The sequence below is a fragment of the Microvirga lotononidis genome (assembly GCF_034627025.1).
Lineage (GTDB): Bacteria > Pseudomonadota > Alphaproteobacteria > Rhizobiales > Beijerinckiaceae > Microvirga > Microvirga lotononidis.
Map to the genome: position 1 here is coordinate 96,567 of NZ_CP141048.1, position 22,011 is coordinate 118,577.

General features: G+C 64.3%; 24 protein-coding genes. 5 read left to right on the forward strand and 19 right to left on the reverse strand.

From position 1 onward, the window contains the following. The first annotated feature begins 158 nt into the window (after nt 1-158). Nucleotides 159-1,088 carry a ring-cleaving dioxygenase gene (locus U0023_RS00425; protein ID WP_009764343.1) on the forward strand — a complete coding sequence of 310 codons (930 nt, stop codon included), beginning with the start codon at nt 159-161 and terminating at the stop codon, nt 1,086-1,088. A gap of 258 nt (nt 1,089-1,346) precedes the next feature. Beyond that, nucleotides 1,347-1,964 carry an alpha/beta hydrolase gene (locus tag U0023_RS00430; protein WP_009764342.1) on the forward strand — a complete coding sequence of 206 codons (618 nt, stop codon included), beginning with the start codon at nt 1,347-1,349 and terminating at the stop codon, nt 1,962-1,964. A 142-nt stretch (nt 1,965-2,106) separates the two neighbouring features. On the opposite strand, the gene U0023_RS00435 is transcribed toward U0023_RS00430, so the two are convergent. The 3 genes from U0023_RS00435 to U0023_RS00445 form a co-directional block, all read right to left on the reverse strand. Then, nucleotides 2,107-3,186: a PLP-dependent cysteine synthase family protein gene (locus U0023_RS00435; RefSeq protein WP_009764341.1), complete on the reverse strand. Its 1,080-nt coding sequence runs from the start codon at nt 3,184-3,186 to the stop codon at nt 2,107-2,109. Nucleotides 3,187-3,203: 17 nt separating this feature from the next. Further along, the gene (locus U0023_RS00440; protein WP_154661156.1) at nt 3,204-4,067 is read right to left on the reverse strand and encodes a hypothetical protein; all 864 of its coding nucleotides are present in this window, start codon (nt 4,065-4,067) and stop codon (nt 3,204-3,206) included. An 88-nt stretch (nt 4,068-4,155) separates the two neighbouring features. Continuing rightward, nucleotides 4,156-5,688: an acyl-CoA carboxylase subunit beta gene (locus U0023_RS00445; RefSeq protein WP_009764339.1), complete on the reverse strand. Its 1,533-nt coding sequence runs from the start codon at nt 5,686-5,688 to the stop codon at nt 4,156-4,158. A gap of 155 nt (nt 5,689-5,843) precedes the next feature. Between U0023_RS00445 and U0023_RS00450 the strand changes: the two genes are divergently transcribed. Then, on the forward strand, nt 5,844-6,221 hold the full coding sequence (locus tag U0023_RS00450) for a hypothetical protein (RefSeq protein WP_009764338.1): 378 nt from the start codon (nt 5,844-5,846) through the stop codon (nt 6,219-6,221). A gap of 53 nt (nt 6,222-6,274) precedes the next feature. On the opposite strand, the gene U0023_RS00455 is transcribed toward U0023_RS00450, so the two are convergent. The 3 genes from U0023_RS00455 to U0023_RS00465 are packed head-to-tail and all read right to left on the reverse strand — an operon-like array spanning nt 6,275 to nt 7,911. After that, complete coding sequence (locus tag U0023_RS00455) at nt 6,275-7,057, reverse strand: ATP12 family chaperone protein (protein ID WP_040638764.1); 783 nt, start codon at nt 7,055-7,057, stop codon at nt 6,275-6,277. A 17-nt stretch (nt 7,058-7,074) separates the two neighbouring features. After that, the gene (locus U0023_RS00460; RefSeq protein ID WP_009764336.1) at nt 7,075-7,752 is read right to left on the reverse strand and encodes an HAD-IA family hydrolase; all 678 of its coding nucleotides are present in this window, start codon (nt 7,750-7,752) and stop codon (nt 7,075-7,077) included. Between the two features lie 33 nt (nt 7,753-7,785). Continuing rightward, nucleotides 7,786-7,911, reverse strand: a complete 126-nt coding sequence (locus U0023_RS00465; protein WP_009764335.1) for a hypothetical protein — start codon at nt 7,909-7,911, stop codon at nt 7,786-7,788. Between the two features lie 172 nt (nt 7,912-8,083). On the opposite strand from U0023_RS00465, the gene U0023_RS00470 reads away from it, so the two are divergent. Then, nucleotides 8,084-9,625 (forward strand): sensor histidine kinase, encoded by a 1,542-nt coding sequence (locus U0023_RS00470; protein WP_009764334.1) that lies wholly within the window; start codon nt 8,084-8,086, stop codon nt 9,623-9,625. A gap of 14 nt (nt 9,626-9,639) precedes the next feature. Here the strand turns inward: U0023_RS00470 and ftsH are convergent, their stop codons facing one another. From ftsH to rpsM, 12 genes are all read right to left on the reverse strand, one after another. Continuing rightward, nucleotides 9,640-11,412: an ATP-dependent zinc metalloprotease FtsH gene (gene ftsH / locus U0023_RS00475; RefSeq protein WP_195904222.1), complete on the reverse strand. Its 1,773-nt coding sequence runs from the start codon at nt 11,410-11,412 to the stop codon at nt 9,640-9,642. 113 nt (nt 11,413-11,525) lie between these two features. Continuing rightward, nucleotides 11,526-11,864, reverse strand: a complete 339-nt coding sequence (locus U0023_RS00480) for a GNAT family N-acetyltransferase (protein ID WP_009764332.1) — start codon at nt 11,862-11,864, stop codon at nt 11,526-11,528. A gap of 92 nt (nt 11,865-11,956) precedes the next feature. Then, entirely contained in the window at nt 11,957-12,541 is a 585-nt protein-coding gene (locus tag U0023_RS00485) for a GNAT family N-acetyltransferase (protein WP_009764331.1), read from the reverse strand. Nucleotides 12,542-12,756: 215 nt separating this feature from the next. Continuing rightward, nucleotides 12,757-13,218 carry a hypothetical protein gene (locus U0023_RS00490; protein ID WP_009764330.1) on the reverse strand — a complete coding sequence of 154 codons (462 nt, stop codon included), beginning with the start codon at nt 13,216-13,218 and terminating at the stop codon, nt 12,757-12,759. A 111-nt stretch (nt 13,219-13,329) separates the two neighbouring features. Continuing rightward, a complete protein-coding gene (locus tag U0023_RS00495; protein WP_009764329.1) occupies nt 13,330-14,637 on the reverse strand; it encodes an RluA family pseudouridine synthase in 1,308 nt (435 codons plus the stop codon). Nucleotides 14,638-14,784: 147 nt separating this feature from the next. After that, complete coding sequence (crcB, locus tag U0023_RS00500; protein WP_009764328.1) at nt 14,785-15,171, reverse strand: fluoride efflux transporter CrcB; 387 nt, start codon at nt 15,169-15,171, stop codon at nt 14,785-14,787. Between the two features lie 3 nt (nt 15,172-15,174). After that, nucleotides 15,175-16,497, reverse strand: a complete 1,323-nt coding sequence (locus tag U0023_RS00505) for a replication-associated recombination protein A (RefSeq protein ID WP_040638763.1) — start codon at nt 16,495-16,497, stop codon at nt 15,175-15,177. 64 nt (nt 16,498-16,561) lie between these two features. Beyond that, complete coding sequence (locus U0023_RS00510) at nt 16,562-17,968, reverse strand: Do family serine endopeptidase (RefSeq protein WP_009764326.1); 1,407 nt, start codon at nt 17,966-17,968, stop codon at nt 16,562-16,564. Between the two features lie 142 nt (nt 17,969-18,110). Then, nucleotides 18,111-18,533: a 50S ribosomal protein L17 gene (rplQ, locus tag U0023_RS00515; protein ID WP_009764325.1), complete on the reverse strand. Its 423-nt coding sequence runs from the start codon at nt 18,531-18,533 to the stop codon at nt 18,111-18,113. 124 nt (nt 18,534-18,657) lie between these two features. Continuing rightward, nucleotides 18,658-19,680, reverse strand: coding sequence for a DNA-directed RNA polymerase subunit alpha (locus U0023_RS00520; RefSeq protein WP_170316116.1), 1,023 nt, complete (start codon nt 19,678-19,680; stop codon nt 18,658-18,660). 89 nt (nt 19,681-19,769) lie between these two features. Further along, complete coding sequence (gene rpsK, locus U0023_RS00525) at nt 19,770-20,159, reverse strand: 30S ribosomal protein S11 (protein ID WP_009764323.1); 390 nt, start codon at nt 20,157-20,159, stop codon at nt 19,770-19,772. A gap of 78 nt (nt 20,160-20,237) precedes the next feature. Continuing rightward, on the reverse strand, nt 20,238-20,606 hold the full coding sequence (gene rpsM, locus U0023_RS00530; RefSeq protein WP_009764322.1) for a 30S ribosomal protein S13: 369 nt from the start codon (nt 20,604-20,606) through the stop codon (nt 20,238-20,240). Nucleotides 20,607-20,961: 355 nt separating this feature from the next. Here rpsM and U0023_RS00535 point away from each other — a divergent pair, with 355 nt between their 5' ends. Beyond that, a complete protein-coding gene (locus U0023_RS00535) occupies nt 20,962-21,306 on the forward strand; it encodes a DUF6968 family protein (RefSeq protein WP_009764321.1) in 345 nt (114 codons plus the stop codon). Nucleotides 21,307-21,333: 27 nt separating this feature from the next. Here U0023_RS00535 and U0023_RS00540 read toward each other — a convergent pair whose 3' ends face one another. Beyond that, nucleotides 21,334-21,915, reverse strand: coding sequence for an adenylate kinase (locus U0023_RS00540; RefSeq protein WP_009764320.1), 582 nt, complete (start codon nt 21,913-21,915; stop codon nt 21,334-21,336). Between the last annotated feature and the right edge of the window lie 96 nt (nt 21,916-22,011).

Genomic DNA, 22,011 nt, shown 5'->3' on the forward strand with positions numbered 1-22,011 from the left:
AGTCCAGATTTTCGAGGAATTACGCGGATTTGTCCCGGAGGCGCCGTGTCCCTTGCAATCCCGCAAGGTCGCCCTTTCGACACTTCAGCGGTCTTCGGTGGTACCTATCTCCTCGACAACGCAGCGCAATCGGCGCTTGCCCGTTAAGGAATAGTCCCATGCGGCACCACGGCATCCATCACGTCACCGCCATCGCTGGCCCGGCCCGTCGCAACCTCGATTTCTACACCCGCGTGCTCGGCCTGCGCTTGGTGAAGAAGACCGTCAATTTCGACGATCCCGGCACGTATCACCTCTATTTCGGCGATGCCACCGGGCAGCCGGGCTCGATCCTGACCTTCTTCCCGTGGGAGCATGTGGCTCCCGGGCGCAACGGCATCGGCTCGACCCAGGAAACCTCCTTCCGGGTTCCCGAGGCATCGCTCGGCTTCTGGGCGCACCGCTTCATCGAGCAGGGCGTCGAGCACGGCACGGTGGAGAAGCGCTTCGGCCAGAGCGTGCTGACCTTCAAGGATCCGCACGGCACGAGCCTCGCGCTCGTCGGCACGCCGAACGCGGAGAGCGAGCCCGCCTGGACGGTCGACGGCATCCCGGCGGAACATGCCATCCGCGGCCTGGAGGGCGTCACGCTGCTCGTCGAGAACGGCGAGCGGACCGGGGCCATCCTGACCGACGTGTTCGGTTTCCGCGAAACGGCCCGTGACGGCTCCCTCGTGCGCTACGAGACCGACGCCCTGATGGGCAGCACGGTCGACATCCGCAGCGCCGGTGGCTTCCTGCCGGGCCGGATGGGCGGCGGCTCCGTCCACCACGTGGCATTCCGCGCGAAGGACGATGCCGAGGAAGCCGAGATGGTGAAGAAGCTGGCCGAGAGCCACGGTCTGCACACCACGGAGCAGAAGGACCGCAACTACTTCCGGTCCGTCTACTTCCGTGAGCCGGGCGGGATCCTGTTCGAGATCGCCACCGACGAGCCCGGCTTCGCCGTGGACGAGCCGCAGGACAGCCTCGGCGAGGCCCTGAAGCTCCCGGCCTTCCTGGAGCCCCGGCGCGGCGACATCGAGGCTCATCTGCCGGAACTGGCGTGAGCCAGCGCCAACCTTCTTCCCTCCCCCTTGCGGGGAGGGATTGAGGAAGGGGCGCAAGGTCGGAATGCTGAGCCTCGTCACTCTCTCGACGTCATCACTGGCCTTGTGCCGGTGATCCCGATCCGAAAGGCGCCGAGCTTTTCCAATCGGGATGGCCGGCACAAGGCCGGCCATGACATCGAGGGCTCGCCCAATCACCCTCCTCTCAAGGGGCGAAAAGAGCGCCTTGCGCCTTTCCCCCAAAGAAAGAGAAATCCCATGACCGAATTGTCCTTCATCCACCGTTTCGAGCCCGCCACGGATTCCAGCCGTCCTCCGCTCCTGCTGCTCCACGGCACCGGCGGGGACGAGAACGATCTGCTCGGGCTCGGCCGCACGATCTCCCCGGGCTCCGCCCTGCTCTCCCCGCGCGGCAAGATCCTGGAGAACGGGATGCCGCGCTTCTTCCGCCGGCTCGCGGAAGGCGTGTTCGACGAGGCGGATGTAAAATTCCGCGCGAACGAACTCGCGGATTTCGTCACCGAGGCCCGCAAGGCCTATGGGCTCGAGGCCCCCATCGCGGTAGGCTTCTCCAACGGGGCCAATATCGCGGCCGCCATGCTGATGCTGCGCCCGGACGCGCTGTCCGGTGCGGCGCTGCTGCGCGCCATGGTGCCACTCTCAGAGACGCCGCCAGTGGACCTCGCGGGCAAGCGCGTGCTGATGACCTCTGGCGCCATGGACCCGATCATCCCGGCCGACAACGCGAAGCGCCTCGCCGCATCGCTGAGCGAAGCCGGCGCGGAGGTCCAGCATCACATGCTGCCCACCGGCCATAATCTGTCGCAGACGGACCTGCAGCTGCTGGTGAAGTGGTTTTCCGAACAGAGCCGGTGAACCGTCGTTCGGCACTCTCCACGTCATCACCGGCCTCGTGCCGGTGATCTCGCTTCTGAAGAGCGCAGTGCCTTTCAGTATCGGGATGGCCGGGACAAGCCCGGCCATGACGTGTGAGGGCGTCATACCCGCTCCTCACACCTTAGGCGGCACTCAAGACACCCGTCTCGAAGAACCGCTCCATCACCTGTTCCGCAGGCGCGATGTCGATGCCACGGCTCTTGAGCCACGCATCGTCGAAATGCGTGCTGCGGTAGCGCTCGCCTGAATCGCACAGGAGCGTCACGACGGAGCCCTGTTCCCCGTTCTGCACCATCTCGCCGATGATCTGCGCGACCGCCCACAGGTTGGTGCCCGTGGAGCCGCCGCAGGAGCGGCCGATGCGGCGCGACAGGACCCGCGCGGCCGCGATGCTCGCCGCATCCGGCACGGCAAACGCGCGGTCGATGAGTTCCGGCACGAAGGACGGCTCGAAGCGCGGGCGGCCGATGCCCTCGATCACCGAGGGCGCACCTGACACGTTGCACACGGCGCGATCCGCCAGATGCCGGTGGAACACGGAGGCTTCGGGATCGGCGAGACACAGCTTCGTCGGCAGGCGGCGGTAGCGGATGTAGCGCCCGAGCGTCGCCGAGGTGCCGCCGGTTCCCGCGCCGACCACGATCCAGCTCGGCACCGGATGCTCCTCGTGCGACATCTGGCTGAAGATGGATTCGGCGATGTTGTTGTTGCCGCGCCAGTCCGTCGCCCGCTCGGCATAGGTGAACTGGTCCATGTAATGGCCGCCGAGTTCCTCCGCGAGACGCGCGCTCTCCGCATACATCTCGGCGGGAGAATCCACGAAATGGCTCTCGCCGCCATAGAAGGCGATCTGCGCGATCTTCTCGGCCGAGGTGGAACGCGGCATCACGGCGATGAAGCGCAGGCCCAGCATCCGGGCGAAATACGCCTCCGACACAGCCGTCGATCCGCTCGACGCCTCGATGATCGTGGTCTCCGGGCCGATCCAGCCGTTGCACAACCCATAGAGAAACAGCGACCGGGCCAGCCGGTGCTTCAGGCTCCCCGACGGATGGGTCGATTCATCCTTCAGATACAGCTCGACGCCCGGCACCGCCGGCAACGGCACGCGCAAAAGATGCGTGTCCGACGAGCGGTTGAAATCCGCCTCGATGATCTGGATGGCGGTCGAAACCCAGGAGCGGGGACAGGGTGTGCTCATGATTTTTGACTTCGTCTTTATTCAGCTTCCGGCCAAATGTTGGAGACATCATAATCCTTGAAGAACAAATCTGTCCGCTCTGGATGCCAAACTCCAACTAAGAAGCTGGTAAGAGTTTCGCCTCCGACTTTAGCATGTCGGTTCAAAGTATTTTCCTCAGAGTATTTTAGCCCAAGTCGACTCGCATTTTCATCATCGAAGGGAAAACCCTTAAAATAAAAGCCGATCTTCCAAATATGCGTGACCAGATGGCTGTACGTATCGCATGATATTTCAGCTCTGTCTCCAAACATCCCGAGCCAATTGTCCGTTGTTCCAGAGCCAATCGCCAGAACGGAAAACATTGCCCCCAACTGAGAAGGATGCGTAGAGGCACCTAAGATTGCGTGAAATTCATACATCCAATCGTAGATGCTCGATGCCGCATCATCATTGTTTAATCTAACTCGCAAGATATCCTTCTGTACTTTGCGAGCCTTTTCACCTTTAACATTTTTGTGCCAAAAATCGTTTGAACGCTTCGTATCTTCAGCATTCCAAAAATCGATAGCCAGTTCAGGCTTCTTAAGGAGCAATATAATTAAATCTATATTCTCTACTGCCGTTCGAGCGATAACTTTGGCAGCAACATCGTGCCCCTCTCTGCAAAGAATCCGCACAGAAAGAAGGTCAGAAACAAGCCGAAAGAAAAGCATTGTTACTGAAAGTCGCAATTCGACATTGCCCTCAAATTCTCCTTCATTCTTTAAAGGCAAATATATGCTACTAGCTACAGATATTACCCATGAGACATATTCATCATATATCTCATTCCAAAGCTCAAAGTGCTCTAGCTTTTTAAGCCGGTTTCTACGAGCAGCTAACCGAGCAAGCTCGGACACCTCCAAGCCTACTCGCTTCTTACCAGTAAGCAGTCCACTCTCGCGATAAACACGTCGCAACAACCGACGTAAAGATTTACGATCCATCTTATAGAGGAATGTTGTCGTGCTTCTTCCAAGGCCGCTCGCTCTCCTTGTGCCGGAGCATGGCGAGCGCGCGGGCGATGCGCCGGCGCGTGGAATGGGGCATGATCACCTCGTCGATGTAGCCGCGCTCGGCGGCGACGAACGGCGACATGAAGCGGTCCTCGTATTCCTTGGTGCGCGCGGCGATCTTCTCCTCGTCGCCGATGTCGCTTCGGAAGATGATCTCCACCGCGCCTTTCGCGCCCATCACGGCGATTTGCGCGGTGGGCCAGGCGTAGTTGACGTCACCGCCGATATGCTTCGAGGCCATCACGTCGTAGGCGCCGCCGAAGGCTTTTCGCGTGATGACAGTGACCAGCGGCACGGTGGCTTCCGAATAAGCGAAGAGCAGCTTGGCGCCGTGCTTGATCAGGCCGCCATATTCCTGCGCCGTGCCCGGCAGGAAGCCCGGCACGTCCTCGAAGGTGACGATCGGGATGTTGAAGGCATCGCAGAAGCGCACGAAGCGCGCGGCCTTGCGGGAGGCGTCCGAGTCGAGCACGCCCGCCAGCACCATCGGCTGGTTGGCCACAAAGCCCACCGTGCGGCCTTCCACGCGGCCGAAGCCGGTGATGATGTTCTTCGCGTAGGCTTCCTGGATCTCGAAGAAGTCACCCTCGTCCACGACCTTCAGGATCAGCTCCTTCATGTCGTAGGGCTTGTTGGGGTTCTCCGGGATCAGGGTGTCGAGGCTGTCGTCGACCCGGTTGGGATCGTCGAAGCTCGGGATCTCCGGCACGCCGTCCTGGTTGTTGGCGGGCAGGAAGTCGATGAGGCGGCGCACTTGCAGCAGCGCCTCCACGTCGTTGTCGTAGGCGCCGTCCGCCACCGACGACTTGGTGGTGTGCACCTTGGCGCCGCCGAGCTCCTCCGATGTCACCGTCTCGTTGGTGACGGTCTTCACCACGTCGGGCCCGGTGACGAACATGTAGGAGCGGTCGCGAACCATGAAGATGAAGTCGGTCATGGCGGGCGAATAGACGTCGCCGCCCGCGCACGGCCCCATGATCACCGAGATCTGCGGAATGACGCCGGAGGCGATCACGTTGCGCTTGAACACCTCGCCGTAGCCGCCGAGCGCCGCCACGCCCTCCTGGATGCGGGCGCCGCCCGCGTCGAACAGGCCGACGATCGGCGCGCGCATCTTGAGCGCCATGTCCTGGATCTTGATGATCTTCTGGGCGTGGGCCTCTGAGAGCGAGCCGCCGAAGACCGTGAAGTCCTTGGCGAAGACGAAGACGGTGCGCCCGTTGACCGTGCCCCAGCCGGTGACGACGCCGTCGCCCGGGATCTTGACCTTCTCCATGCCGAAATCGGTGGAGCGGTGCTCGACGAACATGTCGAACTCTTCGAACGAGCCCTTGTCGAGCAGGAGCTCGATACGCTCGCGGGCGGTCAGCTTGCCCCGGCCGTGCTGCGCCGCGATGCGCTTCTCGCCGCCGCCCAGGCGCGCCTGGGCGCGCCGCTCTTCAAGCCGTTCAAGCATGTCTTTCATCGGGGATCCCTGGATGAAGGGGGAATGTCCCCCCCGCTTACCACAGGCACGCAGGGCTCAAAATCCCACTATGGGCGTGTGCTCCACAGCACTTTACGGCGAAGGCTATGACGGCTAGGTATCGAAATTACATAACATATCAAAAGAGCCTTGCCATGAAGACCGTCAAGACCATCACCGCTCTCACGACAGCTCTCACTCTCACGGCCGCCGGCTGCGCCAGCCGGTCGGAGGATGTCGCTGCCGCCTATATCTCCCCCATGGCCTATTCCAGCTACAGCTGCCGCGAGCTGGGCGTGGAAGCCCAGCGGGTCAGCGCCGCCGCCGCGGCCGCGGCCGGTGCACAGGATTCATCGCGCACCAAGGACGTCGTGGCCACCACGGCCGCCGTCGTCATCTTCTGGCCGGCGGCCTTCTTCGTCGGCGGCAACGGCGCCCAGACTGCTGAACTCGCCCGCCTGAAAGGCCAGATGCAGGCCGTCGAGGAAGCCTCGATCCAGAAGCGCTGCGGCATCACCTTCCGCCGCTCGTAAGCTTCCCCGACAAAGAAAAGGCCGCTGTGCGAGACGCACAAGCGGCCTTTTCTTCATCGTTTTGCCAGTCTGTAGACCTCCGAGGCGGCCCTGAAATCCGCTTCGCGGCGGCGACGACGCTCCATGGCCTCGTAATCCTCGCCCCAGACGCTCTCCTGATAGAGTTCGTCCACATGAGCGGCCGCCCAAGCCTGGTCCACGTCCATCTGCTCCGCCGCATGGGCGAGCGCGATCAGCACCGAGCCGGACAGGGTGGTCATCACGTGCAGGGCGGCGAGCGCGAAGGGTGACTCGACCTCCTCGATGGCGCGCCGGATCGCCGCGACGGCGTCGTCGGGCTGGGTCACGTGCATGACGCCCTCGCCCAGAGCGAAGCGGGCTCCGTGGGTGTCCCTGGCCCAATCGAGCACCGGCCCCCAGGCATCGTTCTGCGAGGCCGCCAGGCGCTCGGGCTCGCCGGCCCGGTAATAGACCAGATCCGATCCGGCATAGCGGACGAGGTCGTCCACAACGTCCCGCTGCCGGGGCGAGACGCCGTCGATGGCGGAATTGACGATGCGGGTGATCGGCATGGTCGAGGGATCGATCTCGCCCCCTTGCCCCTGCCATTCCTCGGCCAGCGCCCCGGCCAGAGCTCGCGAAGGCACGGCGAGCGCCTGCTTGCCAGGAGTCTTGGCGGTGCGCCCGTCCAGGGTCAGGTGGAACAGGCCGTCCCGCTCCTCGACGCCTGCATCCTTGTAGAACCGCTTCGGCAGGGTCGGCTTCATGCCGGCCTGGGCCGCGCGCATGGGGTTGGGTTCCTCTTCGGACGGGAACCAGTCGCGTGAATCTGTCATGGTCCTAAAATGGGGTTTCAGACGGAGATCTTCGAGGGTTCGTTCAGGAATTCCGTCAGCACCGCCTCCAATTCCGCGTAGGAATGGACGATGGGCCCGGCCCCTGCTTCGGCCAGGGCGGCGACGGGCTGGAAGCCCCAGGACACGCCGACCGGCAGCACCCCGGCCGCGCGCGCCATGCCCATGTCGAAGCTCGAATCGCCCACCATGACCGTGTCCTGAGGCTGCGCGCCCATCTCCCGCATGGCCTGCAGGATCATGCCCGGATGGGGCTTGGACGGAGCATCGTCGGCCGTCTGGATCACCGAGAAGACATCGTGCCAGCCATGCCTTTCGAGCAAGTGGGCGACGCCCCGCCGGGACTTGCCCGTCGCGATCCCCAGCATCGCGTCCTCGCGGCCGTGGAGCCATTCGAGGCAGCGTTCCACGCCGGGAAAGAGCGGCTCCGCATTCGCCGGATCCTGGCGCAGGCTATGGAAGGAATCCTTGTAAGCTTCCACGAGACCTGCGATGGGCCCTTTCGGCCCGGCCAGTACCGTGAAGGCTTCCGCCAGGGACAGGCCGACGATGGAGAGCGAGCGCTCCCGGCTCGGCGGCTCCAGCCCACAGGCGGCGAAGGCCATCCGTTGGGCGGCCACGATGATGTTCTGGCTGTCGACCAGCGTGCCGTCGACATCGAAGAGTACGAGCTTCAAAGGTCTTTCCTGCTCAGGGGCAGTGCCTACAACTTAGGTCTGCGGCTTGTCGGCATGGCAGAAATGCGGTGTGTTGATGTTCCAGTTGCCACACTTGTCGCAGGCCGTAGCGAGCAGGCCGAGAGCGATGACGGCGGTGACGCGAATGATGCGCTTCATGATGTGGGAGCCCCCTTGGTGGCGGGCACCTTATTCAATTATGCCGGCCGCGGCCAGAAGGTGCAGCCAGGAAACAATCCGCTGCGCTCCGATTTTTAAGCTTACGTTCTATATTCTTGCACTGACCGTGCGTAACATAAGATTCATGCCGAAGATGGGCCGACAAGAATAGATGATAACCAGCGAGCCCATAGATTCAGGCGATCTGCTGCACCGGCTCGCCGAACTCGAGCGCGAGAATCGCGAGCTTCGGGCGCGGCTTCAGGCGCAGACGATTCCGACGGGTACTCGTCCCGGCTCGGCAGAAGGCGTTCAGGCCGACGACAGTGAATGGCCGCCCCACGTCAGCGAGAAGGAGCTCAGGCAGATCGCGGATCATCTACCGGCTCTCGTTGCCTATGTGGACAGGGATCAGCGCTACCGTTTCAACAACCGCGCCTATGAAACCTGGATCGGGCGCACGCCGGAGAGTCTGTACGGCCTTCATCTCTGGGAGGCGGTCGGCACCCCGGCCTATGAGCGGACGAAGCCCTATATCGAGGCGGTCCTCGCCGGAGAGCGGGCGGCCCATGAATGGTGGGCGCCCTTTCGGACAGGGGTGCGTTACGTCAGGTCGGAATACATCCCCGACCGGGCCGAGGACGGCCGCATCGTCGGCTTCTACGTCCTCGCCTCGGATCTTACCGAGACCAAGCTGTCGCAGACGGCTCTTGCGGAAAGCGAGACCCGCCTGCGCCTGGCCATCGATGCCGGACGCATGGCCGTCTGGGAGGTCGAGACCGCCACGGAAAAGGTGAGCGCCTCACCGGAGCTGAACCGGCTGCTCGGGCTCTCCCCGGACGTTCCCCTCTCCACGGAGCGCATCCGATCCCTTTACTATCCCGGTGAACAGCAGCGCCTTCGTGCCGCCGCCTTCGAGGCCCTCGCGCGTGGGGATCGCCACATGGAGACCGAATTACGGGTCATCTGGCCGGACGGTTCTTTGCACTGGCTGCTGCTTCGCGCGGAGCTTCAGGACGTGGAAAACGGCCTTCCGGCGCGAACGTTGGGCGTGGCGCTCGACATCACGGAGATGAAGAAGGCAGAGGAGCATCAGCAGCTTCTCATCAACGAACTCAATCATCGCGTGAAGAACACCCTGGCGACCGTCCAGTCGATCGCGTCCCAGAGCCTGCGCAATGCAGTTACGGCAAGTGAGGCGCGCGACGCGGTCGAGGGGCGCCTGTTCGCGCTCTCAAGGGCCCATGACGTGCTCACCCGCGAGAACTGGGATGGAGCCTATCTGCGGGAAGTCGTCCGGGAAGCCATCGCGCCCTTTCAGGACGACGGGCATGGCCGCTTCGATCTTCGCGGACCCGAAATGCGCCTGCCGCCCCGGATCGCACTCGCGATCGCCATGGCGATCCAGGAGCTTGGCACCAATGCGGTCAAATATGGCGCCCTGTCCAACGAGACGGGACGCGTAGGGATCAGCTGGTCGACGACGAAACCGGGAGAAAAACCGGGGCTGGAGCTGATCTGGACGGAGACGGGCGGCCCGCCGGTCGTCGAGCCGAGCCGCCGGGGCTTCGGCACCCGGCTGATCGAGCGCAGCCTCGCCCAGGAACTCCACGGAGACGTCACCATCGCGTTCGCGCCGACCGGCGTCGTCTGCACGGTCCATGCGCTTCTGAACGACAGCGACGACGCGGACCGGGACGCGATCCACGCGTAATCCGATCGAGCCGATCAGGCCGCCAGTCGCGTCCGCTGCCTCGCGACGATCGCGCGGACTTCGTCGCCGTCGATCGTCTCATGCTCCAGCAGCGCCTCCGTCAGGGCATCGAGCGCATCGCGGTTGTCCTCGATGCAAGCCTTGGCGGCCTCGTACATCTCATCGATGATGCGGCGGATCTCCTGCTCGACTTCGCGCGGAAGGCTGTCGCCGGAGCGCGCCACCCGAACCATGCCGATGGCCGGGCTCATGCCCCATTCCGTGACCATCTTGGTCACGATGTTGGTCGCATGGGCGATGTCGCTGGCGGCGCCCGTCGTGACCTTCTTGGCCCCGAACACGATCTCCTCGGCCGCGCGTCCGCCCATGGCGACGATCAGGTCTGCCTCGAGCTTCTCCACGGGAATACAGAACCGGTCGTGCTCGGGCAGCCGCATCACGAGGCCGAGCGCCTGCCCGTGCGGGATGATGGTGGCGCTGTGCACCTTGTCGGAGGCAGGCAGCAGGCAGGCGCAAAGGGCGTGGCCCGCCTCGTGGGCGGCTACCAGCCTGCGCTCCTCGTCCGAGATGACGAGGGTGCGCCGCTCGAGCCCCATGATGATCTTGTTGCGGGCGGCTTCCAGGTGATCGCGCGTGACCGCTTCGACGCCCTCGCGCGCCGCGAAGATGGCAGCCTCGTTCAGGAGGTTGCCGAGATCGGCACCCGAGAAGCCGGGCGTGCCCTTAGCGATGGAAGCGAGGCTCACGCCTTCCGCCAGCTTCACGTTGCGGGCATGGACGTTGAGGATCGCCTCGCGGCCGCCGATATCGGGCAGGCCGATGTGAACCTGGCGGTCGAAGCGGCCGGGGCGCAGGAGCGCCGGATCGAGCACGTCGACGCGGTTCGTCGCGCCGATGACGATCACCCCGGCGGTGGTGTTGAAGCCGTCCATCTCGACGAGGAGCTGGTTCAGGGTCGCCTCGAACTCCCGGTCGGCGGCCGATCCGCCGCCACCGCGCTTGCGGCCGATGGCGTCGATCTCGTCGATGAAGATCAGGCAGGGTGCCTTCTTGCGCGCCTGCTCGAACAGCTTGGACACCCGTCCCTTGGCGATGCCGATCAGGGGTGCCGAGAAGTCGCTGCCCGACACGGCCATGAAGGAAACCCCGGCCTCGCCGGCCAGCGCCTTGGCGATCAGGGTCTTTCCCGTTCCGGGCGGCCCGACCATCAGGAGGCCGCGGGGGATTCGGGCGCCGACCTTGGTGAAGGCCTCGGAATCGCGCAGGAACGAGATGACCTCCTGGAGCTCGGCCTTGGCCTCTTCCTGTCCGGCGACGTCGTCGAACCGGTTGGGCAGGCTGCGGATCACCCGAGGCCACCGGGACGTGGGCTTGAAGTCGGTCTGGATCGCCAGCATGGCCAGGACGGCTGCGACGAGCACGAGCGGTACCAGGATGCTCGCTATGTGGGCGGCGTCGAAACCGGGCTTCTTGAAATCGACCTCGGCACCGGCTGCCGTGATCCGCTCGATGTAGTCGGCGCTCACGAGGCCGTTGGGCATGCGCACGAAGACATCCCGGTCCGTCATGGTGACGGAAAGACCGCCGCTCTCGATCAGAACCTTCTGAACCTTCTTGTTCGCCAGATCCCGCGTGAAGTCGGAATAGGTGATTTCGGCGGCGGGTTCGGCCAGCAGGCGGGGGCCGATGAACACGGCGGCCGCCACGACTAGGATGAGGATGGCGGCTGAAACAGCCACGCTTTTCTTGCCCAGAACCCGTCTGGCTTTTTCGAGAACGTTGGTCACGGCGGCGCCCCCATAGCGCGATGTCATGTTTTTTGGAGGTGCCGCTGTTTAGTCGATTTTGACGCAGATCGCAGTACGGCGAATAGGCACACCCACCGAACGGAGGGGGCGCGTCAGGCGAGAAGGTCGCTGTATTCCCTGTGGCGGCGGATCCAGGCCCGGGCATAGCCGCACAAAGGCGTGATGGTCCGGCCCTCGGAACGGGCGATCTCGGCCACGCCGCGCATCAGCTCGCCCGCGGCTCCCGTTCCGCGCAGGGGAATGGCCGCCTCCACGTGCCGGATCACGAGATCGGACCCGCGCCTCTCATAATTGGCGAAAGCGATGTACCCGTCCCGTTCCAGCTCGAAGCGGTGTCGCTCGGCGTTGTCGCGAACCATGGCGTCCATCTTCAACCCGCGTTGCAGAACCTGTCGAAAACCAACGTGATCCGGCGGCGGCCGTTCCGCCATGGGGACGACACCCTCCACGTCATGGCCGGTCTTGAGCCCGTCACGACGTTGGAGAGTTTCGCCGGGGCCTCGTCAGAGCGAGGAGGCAGCCCTCACCCGAGCCGTTGCTCGAGCGTCGCCTTCACCGCGGGCCATTCCTCCCGGACGATGCTGTAGACCGCCGTATCGCGGACATGCCCGTCCGGCATGATCATGTGCTGGCGCAGAATGCCGTCGAGCTTGGCGCCCAGTCGCTCGATGGCCGCGCGGGACTGGTCGTTGCGGGCGTGGGTGCGGATCTCGACCGCGAGACAGCCCAGGCTTTCGAAGGCGTGCCGCAGCATGAGGAACTTCGCATGGGTGTTGACGAAGGTCCGCTGCCAGGACTTGGCGATCCAGGTGGTGCCGATCTCGACCCTGTGGTTGGCGGCATCGATGTTCATGTAGCGCGTCGAGCCGACGACCCGGTCGCCGTCGTTCACCACGGTGGCGAAAGGAAGGGCGAGGCCAGAGGCCTGAAGCTCCAGGGCCTTCTGCACATAGGCCTCGAAGTCCTCCGGCCGGGGCACCGTCGTGGTCTTCTTCTCCCAAAGCTCGCCATCACTGGCGGCCAGCCCCAAGGCCGGCACGTCGGCGAGGCTCAAAGGGCGCAGGGTCAAACGGTCGGTGGAGAGGGTGACGGGCTCGATGTGCAGCATGAAGACTTGCCTTTGCGATCTGCTGCTTTGTCCCCGATTCACGGGCGGCTCGCAACGGCTAAGGTGGCAGCATCTCCATGGCAGCACCGGGCTTGTCCCGGTGATCCCGATGGGAAGAGCGCGGCGCTTCAACAAACGGGATGGCCGGCACAAGACCGCCATGACGGCGGAGGGTGTCGTCCCTGCCGCGAATAAGCGTCGCTCCCGGACCCGCGTCAGCTCAGCAGATAGACGAGTCCCGGCAGTGCCACCGCGAGGCCCGCCAGGGCCCAGGCGCCGATGGCGGATTGCCAGGTCACGTTGCCTGTCGCGTTGCGCAGTCTCTGAGCGCAGGTCGCGGCGTCCATCGAATGCCCGCTCAAGCATGAGCAGAGCACATAATGAGCCTGACCGTCCGACAACCCGAAATACCGCATGGCATCGCCGAGCCGGTCACTCTCCAATCCGTCCGCGCGCAGGATGGGATCGTCATGGGCGACCGTGAGGGGCGAGTCGTCCTCGCGGACCAGGGCGCGCTCGGCCGGCGGCTTGTACTCGATTTCACCGAGAGAGTGCAGGCGACGCGCCGGGTCCCGTTCGAGCAGGTCGATCCAACGCTGGAGCCGCTCCTCGCGAGACAGGGGTCTCGGCTGGACATCGGCGACGCTGCGGAGCTGATCAAGAGGCTTGTGTTCCATCGATCTCCTCCTCTGTCTCAACACGGCCGAAAGGCCGGATGAGACACCCGATGCTGCGCGCCATGCGCGGCGAAAGTGCGACAGGGAGGAGGACCGAACGGGTTATGTAGGCTACTCTTCAGGCGCCTCGACGATGGGATCGTAGCGGCTCGTATCGAGGCCCAGGAGATTGAAGCTCTGCTGCATGTGCGGCGGAAGCGGAGCGGTGACGTCGATGGGCTTTCCGGTCCTCGGATGGGCAATGACGATGCGGCGCGCCAGGAGGTGCAGCTTGTTCTGGATGCCGCCGGGCAGCTCCCAGTTCTCGATGTCGAAATATTTCGGATCGCCCACGATGGGATGGCCGATATGGGCCGTGTGGGCGCGCAGCTGATGCGTGCGCCCGGTGACCGGCTTCAGCGACAGCCAGGCGAGCTTCTGCGCCGACGTATCGACGACCGCGTAATAGGTCAGGGCGTGGCTCGCGCCCTCGTCCCCGTGCCGGGCCACGCGCATGCGGGAATCGCCTTCGTCGCCTTCCTTGGCCAGATAGGTCGAGACCCGGCCCTGTTTGACGCGCGGAACGCCGGCGACGAGCGCCCAGTAGATCTTGCGCGTGGTGCGGGCGCGGAAGGACTTGGCCATGGTGGACGCGGCGAAGCGCGTCTTGGCGATGACGAGGCAGCCGGCCGTGTCCTTGTCGAGACGGTGGACGAGGCGCGGCTTCTGCCCCTCGTCGTCCTTGAGCGACTCGAGCAGGCCGTCCACATGCCGCTTGGTGCCCGATCCGCCCTGGACGGCGAGGCCCATCGGCTTGTTGATGATGAGGACGTCCTTGTCCTCGTAGAGCGTGATCGATTTCAGGAAATCGCGGTCGTCCTGGTCCTTGGCCGCGTTGCGGGAGACCGGACGCGGCTGATCGAGCTTCAGGGGCGGCACGCGGACCTTCTGGCCGGCCAGGAGCCGGTCGTTCGGCTGCGCCCGCTTGCCGTCGATGCGCAGTTCCCCTTTGCGGACGATGCGCTGGATATGCGTGAAGGCGAGCTGCGGGAACCGGGCCACCAGGAAGCGATCGACGCGCATGTCGGCCTCGTCGGGCTCGACCACCAGGGTCTGCACGCCCGTCGCCAGGACCTCCTGAGCCTCCGCCCGGGCCTGCGCCCGTGTCGGCCCGCGCGGAGCCTCGACGGCCGCGGGCCGCGCCTGCTTCGGCCGGACAGCGGCCGGTTTCTCGCGCAGGGCCGTTGCCGTCCGCGTCTTGCCGGCAGCCGATTTCAAGCCGCCCGGCTTCGCCGCCGAAGACTTGAGCGACGAAGACTTCAGCGACGAAGATTTGGATGACGACTTGCGGGCCGGTCTGTCGTCACGCGAGCGAAAGTCCTGCCGGGCCCCGGAGCGCCCGCCACGACCGTTATTCTGTCCTGAACCGCTTTTTCTCATGGGAATGTGGGTATCAGAGCGCCGCCGAAGCAGCAATCGAGGTTTGGAGCATCGAACGCAAAAGTGCGACACCGGCTATCCGTGAAAAGATGCGTCGAACCAAAAAGTTGAAGCACCGGACCTTAGTTCGGATTCACGTGCGATGCTCTAGGCCGCGATCGTCCGCACAAGGCCCAGGCCGGCCACCAGACCGGCGATGGAGAGAAGAACCGACCCGACCACGTAGGTCGCCGCGATCCCGGCCTGCCCCCGTTCCCAGATCAGCACCGCATCGAGCGAGAAAGCCGAGAAGGTCGTGAAGCCGCCGAGGATCCCGGTGGTGAGGAAGAGCCGCAGGGGTTGGCTCCATCCCTCGCCTGCCTTGAAGGCGAGCCACCCGGCGATGGCTCCCATCAGGAACGAGCCGACCACGTTCACCGTCAGCGTCCCCCAGGGAAAAGCTGTCCCGCAGTAACGGGCGCAGCCGACATTCACTCCATGCCGGAGGGCGCCGCCAATCCCGGCGCCGAGGAAGACGAGGAGATAGGATTTCATGCGTTATTCCCCGTCGTCCTCGCGCCGCCGTTCCCGGCGCAGCCTCTCCCACCAGTCCAGCCGCTTCCGGATCTCCCGCTCGAAGCCGCGATCCACGGGGTCGTAGAAGTCCTGCCGGCCCAGCTTCTCGGGCCAGTAATCCTGCCCTGAGAAAGCGTCAGGCTCGTCGTGGTCATAAGCGTAGCTCTCGCCGTAGCCGATCTGCTTCATGAGCTTGGTCGGGGCGTTCAGGATCGTCTTGGGCGGCATGAGGGAGCCGTGCTCCTTCGCCACCCGGGTGGCGGCCTTGTAGGCCGTGTAGAGCGCGTTCGATTTCGGCGCGGTGGCGAGGTAGACGGCGGCCTGGGCGAGGGCTAGCTCGCCCTCGGGCGAGCCCAGGAAGTCGAAGGCGTCCTTGGCCGCGTTGGCGATGACCAGCGCCTGGGGATCGGCTAGCCCGATATCCTCCACGGCCATGCGCACGAGACGGCGGGCGATGAAGAGCCTGTCCTCGCCCGCATCGAGCATGCGGGTCAGGTAGTAGAGCGCCGCATCCGGGTCGGAGCCGCGGACGGTTTTGTGCAGGGCGGAGATGAGGTTGTAATGCCCCTCCTGCCCCTTGTCGTAGATCGGCGCGCGGCGCTGGATGATCTCCTGCAGCTGCTCCGCGTCGAAGACCTCGCCGGGTTTGGCCGAGCGCCAGACCTCCTCGGCCAGCGTCAGGGAGGCCCGTCCGTCCCCGTCCGCCATGCGCACGAGAGAAGCCCTCGCCTCCCCGTCGAGCGGCAGGCTTTTCCCCGTCACCTCCTCGGCGCGCGCCAGGATCCGCTCGATCGCCGCCTCGTCGAGAGACTTGAATAGCAGCACCCGGGCACGGGACAGAAGCGCCGCGTTCAGCTCGAAGGATGGGTTCTCCGTGGTGGCGCCGACGAGCGTGATGGTGCCGTCTTCCATGACGGGCAGGAAGGCATCGAGCTGAGCCCGGTTGAAGCGGTGAATCTCGTCGACGAAGAGCAGCGTGCCCTTGCCCGTGGACCGCCGATGACGGGCCGCCTCGAAGACCTTCTTGAGATCCGCAACGCCCGAGAAGATCGCCGAGATCTGCTCGAAATGAAGATCGGTCTCATGGGCGAGCAGGCGCGCCACCGTGGTCTTGCCGGTGCCGGGCGGGCCCCAGAAGATCAGGGACCCCAGGGTTTTGGACGCGATGAGCCGGGTCAGGATTCCGTCCTGCCCGACGAGGTGGTCCTGCCCGACCACCTCGGAGAGCTTTGTCGGACGCATCCTGTCCGCCAGCGGACGAGGCGCGGATTGATCGAGGCCGGCGGATGAAAACAGGTCGCTCATGATGCGTCAGGGACTAAGAGGAACAGCCCGCCATCCATACCCGATCTGGAGCCTGCCGTCCCGTTTATCGCCCAAGCACCGTCGTAAAGACGCGCCCACCTCGGCTCACCGTGATTTCCCAATAGCCGCCGTTGCGGTTGATCACGCGATCCGCGTCCTTGGTGGAGGCCAGGCGCTCGCCGTTGATGGCAACGATCTGGTCGCCCTTCTCGAAGCCCACGCTGGCGGCGACGCTGCGATCCTCCAGATCGGCCACGACCACGCCGTCATCGGCGATCTCGACCTGCAGCTCGTCCGCCACGGCGGGCGACATGTTCACCAGCGTCGCGCCGGCGAATGGCGTCCGCGCCTTGCCGCGCAACGGCTCGCGCGATGGGTTCTCCGGCGGAGGCATCAGCTTGACCTGAAGCGTCGTCTGCTTGCCGCCTCGAAGCACCGTGAGAGGTGCCGCGCCCTGCGTTCCCTTGAGGGTGAAGCGGTATCCGAAGGAATCCGGATTATCGACAGGCTGTCCATCGACCATCAGGATCGCGTCGCCCCGCTTCAGGCCGGCCTCCGCGGCCGGTCCCTTGTCATAGACGGCGGTGACCAGGACGCCCGTCGGACGCTCGAGGCCGAGTCCGCTGGCGATGTCCCCGTCCACGGGCTGCAGCCGCGCCCCGAGCCACGGCCGGACGACGCTCTTGGCGCCACCCCTGGCGGAGTTCAGCACCACTTTGACCATGCTCGAGGGCACGGCGAAGCCGATGCCGATACTGCCGCCGGAGCGCGAATAGATCGCCGTGTTGATGCCGACCACGCGGCCGTTCATGTCGATGAGGGCGCCGCCCGAATTGCCGGGATTGATGGCGGCGTCGGTCTGAATGAAGAACTGGTAATCGGAAATGCCCACCTGGGTCCGGGCCAGGGCCGACACGATACCCTGGGTCACCGTCTGGCCGACGCCGAAGGGGTTGCCGATGGCGAGCACGATGTCGCCGACCTGGAGGGCTTCGGAATCGCCGAGTTCGATCGCCTGGAGGTTGGTGGCGTCCTTGAGCTTCAGCACGGCGATGTCGGTGCGCTGATCGCGTAGCAGGATGTCGGCCGCGAATTCCCGCCGGTCGGCAAGTGCCACCTTCACCTCGGTCATGTTCTCGATCACGTGGTTGTTCGTGATCACGAGGCCCGACGGATCGACGATGACGCCGGATCCGAGGGAGCTCTGCGACCGCCCCCGGGGAACGCCCGGCGCATTGTCCCCGAAGAAGCGACGGAAATACTCCTCCATGGCGCCGTTCTGCCGACGCTCCGAGCGGCTGGCATAGACGTTGACGACGGATCCGGCCGTCTGGCGCACGACCGGCGCGAAGGACAGCTGGACCTGCGCCTTGCTCTCAGGAACGACGCGCTGCGTCTGGGCCTGTGCTCCTGCTGTACCGAGCAGCATGAGGGCGGCAGCCAATGACAGGCGAAACGGCGAAAAGCGCATAACCGGCGAATCCTTCATTCAACGACATGTCTCGATAAAGCGCGGAGCCCGAAATAACAAGATCCGCATGGTTGCGCGGACCGTTCCAAACAAAAAGGGCGGCCCGAAGACCGCCCTTGATGAAATCGTTGAAACCGGGATCTTACTCGGCGGCTTCGACCAGCTCGTCCTTCTGGGTCGGGCCCGAATCCTGGCCGCGCGCATCAACGTCGCGGTCCACGAACTCGATCACGGCCAGAGGGGCGTTGTCGCCGTAGCGGAAGCCGGCCTTCAGAACGCGGGTGTAGCCGCCGTTGCGGTCCTGGTAGCGCTTGCCCAGAACGTCGAACAGCTTCTTGACCATGGCCTCGTCGCGCAGCTTCGACATGGCGAGACGACGGGCGTGCAGATCGCCGCGCTTGCCGAGCGTGATCAGCTTCTCGACGACGGGACGCAGGTCCTTCGCCTTCGGCAGGGTCGTGACGATCTGCTCGTGCTTGATCAGCGCAGCCGCCATATTGGCGAACATGGCCTTGCGGTGTTCGGTCGTGCGGTTGAAGCGACGACCACGGAATCCGTGACGCATTGGCTTTCTCCTTGATCTTACGGCCGCCGTGCCAAGGAACGGCCGTCTCTCTTATGATCCCCGCCCTTGAGGACGAGGGGCAGATGTGAAGCCGCCCTTCGGGTGAAAGGCGGCTTCAAAACACTCAGTAATGCTCTTCGAAGCGCTTCGCGAGGTCTTCGATGTTCTCCGGCGGCCAGCCCGGCACGTCCATGCCGAGGTGAAGGCCCATGCCGGCCAGAACTTCCTTGATCTCGTTGAGCGACTTGCGGCCGAAGTTCGGGGTGCGGAGCATTTCCGCCTCGGACTTCTGGATGAGGTCGCCGATATAGACGATGTTGTCGTTCTTCAGGCAGTTGGCCGAACGGACCGACAGCTCCAGCTCGTCCACCTTCTTGAGGAGCGCCGGGTTGAACGGCAGCTGCGGTGCGGCAGCGGCAGCCTCTTCCTTGCGCGGCTCTTCGAAGTTGACGAAGACCTGGAGCTGGTCCTGCAGGATGCGAGCGGCATAGGCCACGGCATCCTCAGGCGTCACGGCGCCGTTGGTCTCGACCGTCATGATCAGCTTGTCGTAGTCGAGAATCTGGCCCTCGCGGGTGTTCTCGATACGATAGGAAACCTTCTTGACCGGGCTGTAGAGCGAGTCGACCGGGATGAGGCCGATGGGAGCGTCCTCGGTGCGGTTGCGCTCGGCCGGAACATAGCCCTTGCCCGTGTCGACCGTGAACTCCATGCGGATCTCGGCGCCCTCGTCGAGGGTGCAGAGCACGAGTTCGGGGTTCAGGATCTGCACGTCGCCGACCGTGTTGATGTCGCCGGCCGTGACGGCGCCGGGGCCCGTCTTACGGAGGGTCATGCGCTTGGCGCCTTCGCCCTGCATCTTGATGGCGATCGTCTTCACGTTGAGGACGATGTCGGTCACGTCCTCGCGGACGCCCGGGATGGACGAGAACTCGTGCAGCACGCCGTCGATATGGATCGCCGTCACCGCCGCGCCCTGGAGCGACGACAGGAGGACCCGGCGCAGCGAGTTGCCGAGCGTCGTGCCGAAGCCACGCTCGAGCGGCTCCGCCACGACCGTCGCGATGCGCTTCGGATCGTCGCCGGGGGCCACTTCGAGCTTGTTCGGCTTAATCAGCTCTTGCCAGTTCTTTTGGATCACAACCACACCTCATGAGGTACGGCTTGAAGGGAGGCTTTCGGCCAACCCTTTAAACCGAAACGCGCGTGGGTTTTGGACCCACGCGCCGGATAACCTTAGACGCGGCGACGCTTGCGCGGGCGGCAGCCGTTGTGCGGGATCGGCGTGACGTCACGGATCGACGTGACGGTGAAGCCGGCCGACTGCAGGGCGCGCAGGGCGGACTCACGGCCGGAGCCGGGACCCGACACCTCGACCTCGAGGGTGCGCATGCCGTGCTCGGCAGCCTTGCGGGCAGCATCTTCAGCGGCGATCTGCGCCGCGTACGGGGTCGACTTACGCGAACCCTTGAAACCCATGGCACCGGCCGAGGACCAGGAGATCGTATTGCCCTGGGCGTCGGTGATGGTGATCATGGTGTTGTTGAACGAGGCGTTCACATGCGCCACGCCGGAAACGATGTTCTTGCGTTCGCGGCGGCGGACGCGGGTAGCTTCTTTAGCCATTCCAAAGATCCTTCAAGCGCGCCCGTCGTTCCAGGCGCTCGGGAGAAAAGGCCGCCCGCCCGGGGCGGCCGATCAAAATTACTTTTTCTTGCCGGCGATCGGCTTCGCCTTGCCCTTGCGGGTGCGGGCGTTCGTGTGGGTACGCTGACCGCGGGTCGGAAGGCTGCGGCGGTGCCGCAGGCCACGATAGGCGGCGAGATCCATCAGGCGCTTGATGTTCATGGACACTTCGCGGCGCAGATCACCTTCGACGATGTAGTCGCGGTCGATCGTCTCGCGGATGGCCAGAACCTCGGCGTCGGTCAGCTGGTTCACGCGGCGCTCGGCCGGGATGTTGACCTTCTCGATGATCTCCTGGGCCTTCTTGGGCCCAATACCGTGGATGTACTGAAGCGCGATCACAACGCGCTTGGCGGTCGGGATGTTGACGCCAGCTATACGGGCCATCGTCCGTCTCCATGTATGAAGCGAATGCTTCGGGTTTTGGTTATCGCGCGTCCGGTGGAGGCCGGCCCCTGCGCGGGCTTATGCAAAACAAAACGACCCGAGTGACTTCTCCCGAAGCCCTCCGAGCCGAGCTCATCTTTTGCAAGTGGAGGCACATAGCTGGTTTTCGGCGCTGCGTCAACACCGTTGAGTGACCACGCCCATCTGCTTTTCCCTGTCCTGCGACTTCATGTCGAGCCTCGACTGAGCCCTCAAGCGTCCGGCTGCCCCCGGCCCTTGATTCGCAGAGAAAGTTGTTGCAACTCTATAGCAACGGGCCGACGATCGTCCCGACTGCTGGACGTTCGGTGTCCCAATGATCATTGCAGAGCGTGAACTCGACTATGTCTCTCAATCCGGGAAGACCATTCCCGTGCCCGTCAGGCTCTATGCCCCAGAAGGAAGCGGCAAGCACTGGTCTTGCCGCTTTACTATTGCCTGGCCAGATGAAGTGGAAAAAAGCACGACTTACGGCGTTGATCAGTTCCAGGCGATCATCCTGACACTTCAGATGATTGGCTCCCGGCTCTATCTCAGTGATCATCACCAGTCCGGCAACTTGTACTTCGAATTGCCAGGATCCGGTTACGGTTTTCCCGTGCCCAAGATCATGCGGGATGTGCTGATCGGAGATGACAAAAGGTTCGACGGAGAAGGATGAGGAGCAGCCAGGCTGCCCCGTCCTCCATTATCGCCCGAGAATGCCCTTGATCGCCCCGGTCACCTCGTCGATTGGCTGCATGCCATCGACGGTCTTCAGCATGCCCTTGCTTGCGTAATAGGCTGAAAGCGGAGCCGTCTGGTTTCGGTAGGCTTCGAGCCGGGTCTTGAAGACCTCCGGGTTGTCGTCCTTGCGGACCGGCTCCCCGCGGGCTTCGGTTTCCGCAGCGCGCTTGACGATCCGGTCGACCAGCTCGGCTTCGTTCACCTTGAACTCGATGACGGAATCGAGCTTGAGGCCCTTCTCGGCCAGCATGGCGTCGAAGGCTTCGGCCTGGGCCACGGTCCGAGGGAAGCCGTCGAGGATGAAGCCGTTCTTGGCGTCGGCCTCTTCGATCCGGTCGGCGATGATGCCGACCACGATATCGTCGGACACCAGGTCGCCCCGGTCCATGACGGCCTTCGCCTTCAGGCCGACCGGCGTGCCGGCCGCCACGGCTGCGCGGAGCATGTCGCCCGTCGACAGCTGCGGAATCCCCAGCCTCTCGACCAGACGCACAGCCTGAGTGCCTTTTCCGGCCCCCGGCGGCCCCAGCAGAATCATCCTCATCGACGCCCCCCCTCACTCCGTCGAGTGTCCCCGCCTTCTGGCGGGATCGTCAAATTCCGGAGCCGCTCTCCTTGTGGAAACCGGCTCCCCCTTGCC

Coding starts and splice junctions, on each gene's coding strand:
- U0023_RS00425 (WP_009764343.1), top strand. CDS start 159: ATGCGGCACCACGGCATCCATCACGTCACCGCCATCGCTGGCCCGGCC.
- U0023_RS00430 (WP_009764342.1), top strand. CDS start 1,347: ATGACCGAATTGTCCTTCATCCACCGTTTCGAGCCCGCCACGGATTCC.
- U0023_RS00435 (WP_009764341.1), bottom strand. CDS start 3,186: ATGAGCACACCCTGTCCCCGCTCCTGGGTTTCGACCGCCATCCAGATC.
- U0023_RS00445 (WP_009764339.1), bottom strand. CDS start 5,688: ATGAAAGACATGCTTGAACGGCTTGAAGAGCGGCGCGCCCAGGCGCGC.
- U0023_RS00450 (WP_009764338.1), top strand. CDS start 5,844: ATGAAGACCGTCAAGACCATCACCGCTCTCACGACAGCTCTCACTCTC.
- U0023_RS00455 (WP_040638764.1), bottom strand. CDS start 7,057: ATGACAGATTCACGCGACTGGTTCCCGTCCGAAGAGGAACCCAACCCC.
- U0023_RS00465 (WP_009764335.1), bottom strand. CDS start 7,911: ATGAAGCGCATCATTCGCGTCACCGCCGTCATCGCTCTCGGCCTGCTC.
- U0023_RS00470 (WP_009764334.1), top strand. CDS start 8,084: ATGATAACCAGCGAGCCCATAGATTCAGGCGATCTGCTGCACCGGCTC.
- U0023_RS00480 (WP_009764332.1), bottom strand. CDS start 11,864: ATGGCGGAACGGCCGCCGCCGGATCACGTTGGTTTTCGACAGGTTCTG.
- U0023_RS00485 (WP_009764331.1), bottom strand. CDS start 12,541: ATGCTGCACATCGAGCCCGTCACCCTCTCCACCGACCGTTTGACCCTG.
- U0023_RS00490 (WP_009764330.1), bottom strand. CDS start 13,218: ATGGAACACAAGCCTCTTGATCAGCTCCGCAGCGTCGCCGATGTCCAG.
- U0023_RS00495 (WP_009764329.1), bottom strand. CDS start 14,637: ATGAGAAAAAGCGGTTCAGGACAGAATAACGGTCGTGGCGGGCGCTCC.
- crcB (WP_009764328.1), bottom strand. CDS start 15,171: ATGAAATCCTATCTCCTCGTCTTCCTCGGCGCCGGGATTGGCGGCGCC.
- U0023_RS00505 (WP_040638763.1), bottom strand. CDS start 16,497: ATGAGCGACCTGTTTTCATCCGCCGGCCTCGATCAATCCGCGCCTCGT.
- U0023_RS00510 (WP_009764326.1), bottom strand. CDS start 17,968: ATGCGCTTTTCGCCGTTTCGCCTGTCATTGGCTGCCGCCCTCATGCTG.
- rplQ (WP_009764325.1), bottom strand. CDS start 18,533: ATGCGTCACGGATTCCGTGGTCGTCGCTTCAACCGCACGACCGAACAC.
- rpsK (WP_009764323.1), bottom strand. CDS start 20,159: ATGGCTAAAGAAGCTACCCGCGTCCGCCGCCGCGAACGCAAGAACATC.
- rpsM (WP_009764322.1), bottom strand. CDS start 20,606: ATGGCCCGTATAGCTGGCGTCAACATCCCGACCGCCAAGCGCGTTGTG.
- U0023_RS00535 (WP_009764321.1), top strand. CDS start 20,962: ATGATCATTGCAGAGCGTGAACTCGACTATGTCTCTCAATCCGGGAAG.
- U0023_RS00540 (WP_009764320.1), bottom strand. CDS start 21,915: ATGAGGATGATTCTGCTGGGGCCGCCGGGGGCCGGAAAAGGCACTCAG.